Genomic DNA, 7,688 nt, shown 5'->3' on the forward strand with positions numbered 1-7,688 from the left:
TGCTCGACATGCTCGTCGAGGCCGAAATTGAGCGCCGCATCCGGATTGGACGTGGTGACGATGTTCCAGCCGGCGCGTCCGCCGCTGATATGGTCGAGCGAGGCGAAGCGGCGGGCAACATGATAGGGCGCGTCGAACGTCGTCGATGCGGTGGCGACCAGCCCGATATGGTCGGTGACGGCGGCGAGCGCCGACAAAAGCGTGAACGGCTCGAACGAGGTGACCGTGTGGCTGCGCCGCAGCGCCTCGATCGGCATGTTGAGAACGGCCAGATGGTCGGCCATGAAGAAGGCGTCGAACTTCGCCGCCTCCAAGGTCTGGGCGAAGCGCTTCAGATGCGCGAAATTGAAATTGGCGTCGGCATAGGCGCCCGGATAGCGCCAGGCGCCGGTATGCAGGCTGACGGGGCGCATGAAGGCGCCGAGGTGCAATTGTTTTTGTGTCATGAAAGTCGTTTCGACCGATCGATACAGTCGAGCACTAGCGCTCGAATCCTAAACTCAGGATCGGACGGTCCGCGCAACTCGGGAAGATATCCTGTTCCTCCACACCGGCCTTTTGCAGCATAGGTTTTGCGCTGTCCGGGACCAGGACAAAAAATGGCCGGGCTCGAATGCGGCCCGGCCAAAAGAAGGTTTGAACCTTCAGAGGGGAACACCGTCCAGCGGAATGGGAGGAAACCGCTAAACGATTTTACCTTTTTGCGCCTATCTCGAAGCCTTGGCGACGAATGGCATTCCAAAAAACATATGAAACGGCAAAAATTCGTGCAGAGCTGAGTTCACGAACCCGCCGCTCCGGCCTGGAGAAGATCGGCATAGTGGCGGCGTGCCACGTCGGGATGTGAACGCAGTCGGCTTTTGAGCACATTGGTGCCGACATCGCGGAACAACGGATTGTCCGGATCGCTTGCCGGCCCGCGCGCTTCGGCCGCCAATTCCTCGGGCAGGGTCAGAAGCGGTATGGTCGCGTCCAGCCGCGCACTGAAGAAGAAGGGAACGGAGATCCGCTCGACGCCGGCAGGCGGCGTCACGACGCGGTGAACGGTGGCACGCAAATACCCATTCGATGCCAGTTCGAGCAGTTCGCCAATGTTGACGACCAGCGTTCCAGGGAGCGGATCCACATTCACCCAGCTTCCGTCATATTCGACCTGCAGGCCCTTGTTGTCGTCCTGCAGCAGCAGGGTGAGGAAACCGCCATCCTTGTGCGCGCCGACGCCCTGGTCGCCTTCGGTCGCGTCACGGCCGGGATAACGGACGATCTTCATGCGATGGTTGGGCGAGTCCCGATAGATCGCGTCGAAGGCGTCCTCGGGCTGATCGAGCGATAGTGCGAAGGCTTTCAGCAGCCGAATGGCCACCGCGGTCGCCTTGGCCTGCCATGCAAGCAGTGCCGGCTTGAGCTCCGGCAGTGCAGACGGCCACTGGTTCGGCCCCTGCAGCCGTGTCCACGGTGCAATTCCAGGTCCCTGCGCTATGGGCTGGCGCTCGACGCCGATGTCGAGTTGCTCACGCCAGTCGGCCGCGCCCTTGGTCAGTTCGCCGCCGGCGCGGGTGTAGCCGCGAAACTGCTGGGATTTGACCATTTCGATGGCCAGCTTGTCGGCCTCCGGCAACGCGAAGAACCGTCGCGAGGCATCGAGCACGTCGTCGATCTCCGGGGCGGAAATTCCGTGGCCGCTGAGATAGAAGAAGCCAACGTCCCGGGCTGCCGTACGCAGGTCCAGGAGAAAGGTACGATACTCGGACGCACCTTGTTCGAGGCGGCTCAGGTCAAGCACCGGCACAATTCTGGGCATGTTCAGCTTCCTTCTTTTCTCTGCCCTGGCTTAGGAGAAGTAGAAGCGACCACCGGCAAGAGCTTCGAGCATGAATGCATCTCAAAGTGACACGCAAGGCGTGCCGATCAAAGCAACAGGAAGTCCAATCCGGGCCGGATGGAAGAACGTCAGCGCTGCATATTATGACCTGTCGGCAAATAATTTCCCGACAAGTGCTTTACCCGCCATGCCTCTCGTGGACCGCACTTTCCAGTGCGACAGCGTATAAGTCGCAGCGGAAGCGCAATCGCGCGTGATCGTCTGTAAATCCCGCCAGCCGACCGGCAAGACGGCTTCAAGCCAGCTCGAACCGCTCGATGGCGCGCATGATGCCGCGCAGCTCGGCGAGGCCCTTCAGCCGGCCGATCAGCGAATAGCCGGGGTTGATCCTGGTCTTGCCGATGTCGTCGGCAAGCAGATGGCCATGGTCTGGTCGCATCGGAATGCGCCAGTCGGCACGGCCTTCCCTGCGACGGCGCGCCTCTTCCTGCATCAGAGCGAGGATAACATGCGCCATGTCGGTGCCGCCTTCGAGATGCTCGGCTTCGTAGAACGAGCCGTCATCCTCGATGGTGATGTTGCGGAGGTGGACAAAGTGGATGCGGTCGGCGAATTCCTTGACCATGGCGACGATGTCATTGTCGGCGCGCGTGCCATAAGAGCCGGTGCAGAACGTCAGGCCGTTGGCGGGGCTGTCGACGGCGTTAAGGATGAAACGCGCATCCTCGGCTGTCGAAACGATGCGTGGCAAGCCATAGAGCGAGAAGGGCGGGTCGTCGGGATGGATGCACATGCGCACCCCCTCCTCTTCGGCCACCGGAATGATCTCGCGCAGGAACCAGGCAAGGTTTTGGCGCAGCTCCTTTGGTCCGATCGCATCGTAGTCCGCCAGGGCCTCGCGAAAACTGTCCCTGTCATAGCTGCGCTCGGTCGCCGGCAGGCCGGCGATCAGGTTGCGTTCGATCCTGTCGATCGCTTCGCTGCTCAATTCCTTCAGCCGCGCTTCCGCTTCGGCGATACGGGCAGCGGTATAGCCGGCTTCGGCATTGACGCGCTTCAGCACGAACAGGTCGTAGGCTGCGAAATCGATGGCGTCGAAACGCAGCGCATAGCCCGTCGTCGGCAGCCGATAGGCGAGATCCGTGCGGGTCCAGTCGACCACCGGCATGAAATTGTAGCAGACCGTCGCAATGCCGGCCTTGGCGAGCGCGCGGATTGAGTCGCGATAGTAGCCGGCGTAGCGCTCGCGTTCCGGCGCGCCGACCTTGAAGGAGTTGTGGACCGGAATGCTCTCGACCACCGACCATGTCAGGCCGGCGGCCTCGATGACACGCTTGCGCTCCAGAATGCTCTCGAGCGGCCAGGCGCGCCCGTCATAGATATCGTGCAAGGCGCTCACCACGCCGGTCGCACCGGCCTGCCTGACATGATCGAGCGTTACCGGGTCGTTTGGTCCATACCAGCGCCAGCACTGTTCCATTGCCGCTTCCTTCTGCGAGAGGATGGCAACCTATTGTTGGACCACAATGGGTGTCAAACTAGGAACCGGTTTCGGACAGCGAATGAAGGAGTTTTCCCAATGAAGGATTTCGACGGCAAGGTTGCCTTGGTGACGGGGACGACCGGGATTGGCCTCGCAACCGCCAGACGCCTCGCTGCAGGGGGCGCTGCGATCATCGCCTGCGGCATCGACCGCGCGGCCAACGCTCTACTGAAAGCGGAGCTGGAAAGCTCCGCAGCCGGGGCGCTGGTCATAGGCGCCGACGTCTCCGTGCCCGATCAGGTTCGCGACGCGGTCGCGGCCGGCGTGGAGCGGTTCGGCGGCCTCGATATCGTCGTCAATTCGGCGGCGGTGCATCCGTACGGAACCGCCGTCAGCACCGATTTCGAGACCTGGAACAAGGCGATGGCGGTCAATGTCGGGTCGATCTATCTGACCGCGCATTTCGGCATCCCGGAAATGGTCCGCAGGGGCGGCGGCGCCATCGTCAACGTCGCTTCGGTGCAGGGCTTTGCCTGCCAGCAAAACGTCGCCGCCTATGCCACCACCAAGGGCGCCATCCACACGCTGACGCGTGCCCTGGCCCTGGACCATGCGCGCTCCGGCATCCGCGTCAATTCCGTCAGCCCCGGCTCGATCCGCACCCCGATCCTGGAGAAGGCCGCCCGCGGCGAGAACGGCACGGACGCCGATGTCGAGGCCGCCTACAAGCGCTTCGGCGAAGCGCACCCCATCGGGCGCATCGGCGAGCCGGAGGAGGTGGCCGAACTTATCGCTTTCCTGTGTTCGTCGAAGGCCGGCTTCTGCACTGGCGCGGACTACAAGATCGATGGCGGCCTGACCGCCGGCATCGGCGTGAAGTAGATCGCGAATGGGGCCTGGCCTTTAGCGGGAGCGGCCGGCATCCGACAATTGGTTTGCCGAATTCTTGCAGATCAATGCTCAAGCAAATCGAGCAGCGAAATTGAGCTTTAGCGAAATTTCGGAAACGCACCGCCATCAGGGGCGTTGGCCCAGCTCTGCAAGGTCTGGCCGCCGTCGATCAGCCAATCCACGCCCGTGACGTGCCTCGCCTCGTCCGAGGCCAGGAAAGCCACGGCGGCCGCGACATCGTCCGGCTGGCCGATGCGGCGCAATGGAATGCGGTCGGCGAAATGCTGGACGCTGCTCTTGAATTCGCCGTCACCGGAAGCCGGCACGCCAAGCGTCGTCTCGATCACGCCGGGGCAAATGGCATTGACGCGTATGCCGTAGGGCGCAGCATCGAGCGCCGCAACCCGCGTCAGGCCGACCACGCCGTGTTTGGAAGCGACATAGCCGGCACCGCCCGAAAGGACGTCCCAACCGGCCATGGATGAGCCCATGTTGACGATCGAGCCACCGGTCCCCGCCTTGATCATCGCCCGAAGCGATGCCTGCAGGACGAGGAAGATACCGCGCAGATTGATACGGATGGTCGTATCCCAGTCCTCGACCGGCAGGTCGTGAACGGGAGCGACGACGCCGGAAATGCCGGCATTGTTGAACACCACGTCGAGGCCGCCGAACGTCTCGACGGTCGCCTCGACGGCGCGCCGCACATCCGCTTCATCGGTGACGTCGGCTTCGATGGCAATGGCGTTTTCACCCAGTGAGCGAGCCAGTTGCTGCGCCGCCGCGCCATTGCGATCGACAATGGCGACGCGCGCGCCTTCGTCAAGGAAACGCCGCACCGCCGCGCCGCCGATCGCGCCGGCGCCGCCAGTGACAAGGATCTTCTTCTGGTCGAATCGTTTCATCCCCCGGTCTCCGGCTTTGGATAGGAACGCCATGAATATTGTGGTTCGAAGCCGATCGTTTCGCGCGCATGGACCGTGTCGAGCACGGCGCCAAAGCCGGCGATCGGCCGCGATAGAGCGACATCGGGATAGACCCGGCGCACGAGCGCTTCGGTTTCCTCTTCCATGAAGGTGTCGGCGGCGCTGAGCAGGACGCGCAGATGGCCGTCGCCTTGCCATTCAAGCGCCCGCAGGAAGCCCTGCCCGGCGTCGCGCGCGTCGAGATAGGCCCACAGGTCGCGGGCACTGTCGGCCGTGGCGCGGCGCGGCCCGACGCCCTCGAAAAATGAACCCGGCGTCTGGATCCACGGCATGCGGATACTGACCGCCGAAAAGGCGCCGCGGCGCACCGCCGCGTCGACGATTTCCTCGCCCAGCCATTTCGACAGGCCGTACGGGTCCTGCGCGCCGACCGGGTGGTCCAGGTCGACCGGCAGATAGGGCGGTCGCACAGGTTTTTCGAAAAAGGGATAGCCGAAGACGCTGAAGGATGAGGCATAGATGAAGCGCCTGGCGCCGGCCATGGCGGCTGCCTCGACCACATTGTAGGCGGTCGCGATGTTGGTCTTGAACACCTCGCCGCCGGCCCGGCCGGTCGGCCGCGGAATGGCCGCGACATGCACAACGGCATCGCAATCGCGCACCAGCTGCAGTGTCGATCCCAGATCGGTCAAATCGGCGGTTGCGTGGCGCCATGCGACCTCACCCGGCACCACGGCATCGACACCAAGCACATCGTGGCCGGCCGCAACCAGAGCCTCGGCCACATGGCGGCCAAGCAGGCCGCTGGCTCCGGTGACGATGGTTTTCATATCTCGGCCTCGGCTCCGCAATTCAGCGGCTTGAATATCATTGATGGTCATACAAATCGAGCACATGCCTGACAAGCGTTGTCAAGGCCATTTCGCGATGGGCAAATAGCGCATACGCTTGTCGGAGCGCGGTGCGCAAGGCCGACCAGCACGCTTTGCGTCGAACGGGATTGACTTGGCATCCACTAGGGTTTTTTGTATGAGCATCAACGATCGGTCAAAGGAGCTCGCCATGTCCGTGGACAGTTTTTCCTCACATCGGCACGATGATGCGGTGCGCCTCGATCCACGCCGTGCGGCCATTATCGTCATCGATATGGTCAATGAGTTCTGCAAGCCCGGCGGGGCCATGGTCCTGCCTGGGTACGAGACGCTGGTCGCGCCGCAACTGGCCGTGATCGAGGCTGCGCGCGCCGCCGGCGTGCCGGTGATCTGGGTCCATGACAGCCACCGACCGGGCATGCGACGAGAGCGCGAATGGCTGAAGCGCACACCGCATTGCCTGGATGGAAGCTGGGGGCCGGAGATCATCGAGGATCTCGGCGCCCGCGATGATGAGATCCATGTCATCAAGCGGCGCTACTCGGCCTTCTTTCAAACCGACCTGGACCTGACGCTGAAAGACATGCAGGTCGATCAGTTGGTCATTTTCGGCGTGGTCACCAACATCTGCGTGCGCTCGACCGTCCATGATGCCTTTTTCCAGGGCTATGAGGTGGTGGTGCCAAGCGATTGCTGCGCGGCAACGGGACCACGCGAGCAGGAAAGCTCGCTCTACGACATAGCGACCCATTTCGGCGTGGTCAGCGATTCGGCTGATGTCGTCGCAGCCCTCCGCGACGGGACGTCGCTTCAACCAGCGGAGGTCGCGGCTTGAGCTTTTCCAAACCGGCGACATCCGAGACAGCGGCGATAGGAGTCCGGTGTGACGACTGAAAAGAAACCGCAATCCGAAAAAGGCGCGACCTCGAAAACGCCGAGCGGCGATGCACCCCCGAGCCGCGAGCAAGTGCTGCAGCAATACGCCGAGACCGGCTATGAACTGGACCGTCACCCGGCGCACGTCATCCGCCGGGCGCATCAGCGCGCGACACTGCGCTTCCAGCAGGTCATGGCCGGCGAAGACCTTTCGCCAACGCAATTCGCGGCGCTCGCCACGATCCTCAAGCATGGCGAAGTCTCGCAGAACCATCTCGGCCGGCTGACGGCGATGGACCCGTCGACCATCAGCATCGTCATGCGCAAACTGCTCAAACACGGGCTGATCACGCGCAGCGCCTCCGAAACCGACCAACGCCTGACGATGATCGCGCTGACCAGCAAAGGGACCGACTATACGCTGGAACGGCTCGAACGCAGCGTCGAGGTCGGGCGGCGGTTCCTGTCGCCGCTCTCCCCGGCTGAGCAGGCGACGCTGCTTCGCCTGCTCCAGCGCATCAATGACGACGACCCAACGAATGGCGACGGCGGCAAATAAGCCGCGTCCAGTCCTTTTTTCCATAACAGCAAAAGTGAGAACCGATGTCGTCCGACCTCCAGTCGTCTGCCAACACGCTCGTCGTCCGCAATATCGGTCTCATGCTGAGCGGCGATCTCGCACAACCGATCATCGACGCCGACACCATCGTCGTGAGCGATGGACGCATATCAGGCATTGGCAAGGCAGGCGACATTGATGGCGGCAGCGCGGCGACGATCATCGATGCGATGGGCGTGGTTGTCGATAAGACCCGGCG

The 7,688-nt window shown here is 62.9% G+C and carries 8 protein-coding genes and 1 pseudogene; 4 read left to right on the forward strand and 5 right to left on the reverse strand.

The window, feature by feature from the left end:
* The 3 genes from EN994_RS10745 to uxuA form a co-directional block, all read right to left on the reverse strand.
* A partial coding sequence (locus EN994_RS10745) for an LLM class flavin-dependent oxidoreductase (RefSeq protein WP_127307528.1) occupies nucleotides 1–446 on the reverse strand: 446 nt, incomplete at its 3' end.
* 335 nt (nucleotides 447–781) lie between these two features.
* Complete coding sequence (locus EN994_RS10750; protein ID WP_013530313.1) at nucleotides 782–1,801, reverse strand: isopenicillin N synthase family oxygenase; 1,020 nt, start codon at nucleotides 1,799–1,801, stop codon at nucleotides 782–784.
* 316 nt (nucleotides 1,802–2,117) lie between these two features.
* Nucleotides 2,118–3,302, reverse strand: a complete 1,185-nt coding sequence (gene uxuA / locus EN994_RS10755; protein WP_063170107.1) for a mannonate dehydratase — start codon at nucleotides 3,300–3,302, stop codon at nucleotides 2,118–2,120.
* Between the two features lie 99 nt (nucleotides 3,303–3,401).
* Between uxuA and EN994_RS10760 the strand changes: the two genes are divergently transcribed.
* Entirely contained in the window at nucleotides 3,402–4,187 is a 786-nt protein-coding gene (locus tag EN994_RS10760; RefSeq protein ID WP_063170106.1) for an SDR family oxidoreductase, read from the forward strand.
* 107 nt (nucleotides 4,188–4,294) lie between these two features.
* On the opposite strand, the gene EN994_RS10765 is transcribed toward EN994_RS10760, so the two are convergent.
* A complete protein-coding gene (locus EN994_RS10765) occupies nucleotides 4,295–5,101 on the reverse strand; it encodes an SDR family NAD(P)-dependent oxidoreductase (RefSeq protein ID WP_024502294.1) in 807 nt (268 codons plus the stop codon).
* Nucleotides 5,098–5,952, reverse strand: coding sequence for an NAD(P)-dependent oxidoreductase (locus EN994_RS10770; protein ID WP_024502293.1), 855 nt, complete (start codon nucleotides 5,950–5,952; stop codon nucleotides 5,098–5,100). Before EN994_RS10770 ends, EN994_RS10765 begins: the two co-directional genes overlap by 4 nt.
* Nucleotides 5,953–6,184: 232 nt before the next feature.
* On the opposite strand from EN994_RS10770, the gene EN994_RS10775 reads away from it, so the two are divergent.
* The 3 genes and pseudogenes from EN994_RS10775 to EN994_RS10785 all read left to right on the forward strand — a co-directional run.
* Nucleotides 6,185–6,829, forward strand: a complete 645-nt coding sequence (locus tag EN994_RS10775) for an isochorismatase family cysteine hydrolase (protein WP_024502292.1) — start codon at nucleotides 6,185–6,187, stop codon at nucleotides 6,827–6,829.
* Between the two features lie 48 nt (nucleotides 6,830–6,877).
* The gene (locus tag EN994_RS10780; RefSeq protein WP_024502291.1) at nucleotides 6,878–7,429 is read left to right on the forward strand and encodes a MarR family winged helix-turn-helix transcriptional regulator; all 552 of its coding nucleotides are present in this window, start codon (nucleotides 6,878–6,880) and stop codon (nucleotides 7,427–7,429) included.
* Nucleotides 7,430–7,473: 44 nt separating this feature from the next.
* Nucleotides 7,474–7,688 (forward strand): annotated as a pseudogene (locus EN994_RS10785) (Enamidase); the annotation flags it as partial.

The sequence above is a fragment of the Mesorhizobium sp. M7A.F.Ca.CA.002.09.1.1 genome (assembly GCF_003998555.1).
GTDB classification, from domain to species: domain Bacteria; phylum Pseudomonadota; class Alphaproteobacteria; order Rhizobiales; family Rhizobiaceae; genus Mesorhizobium; species Mesorhizobium ciceri.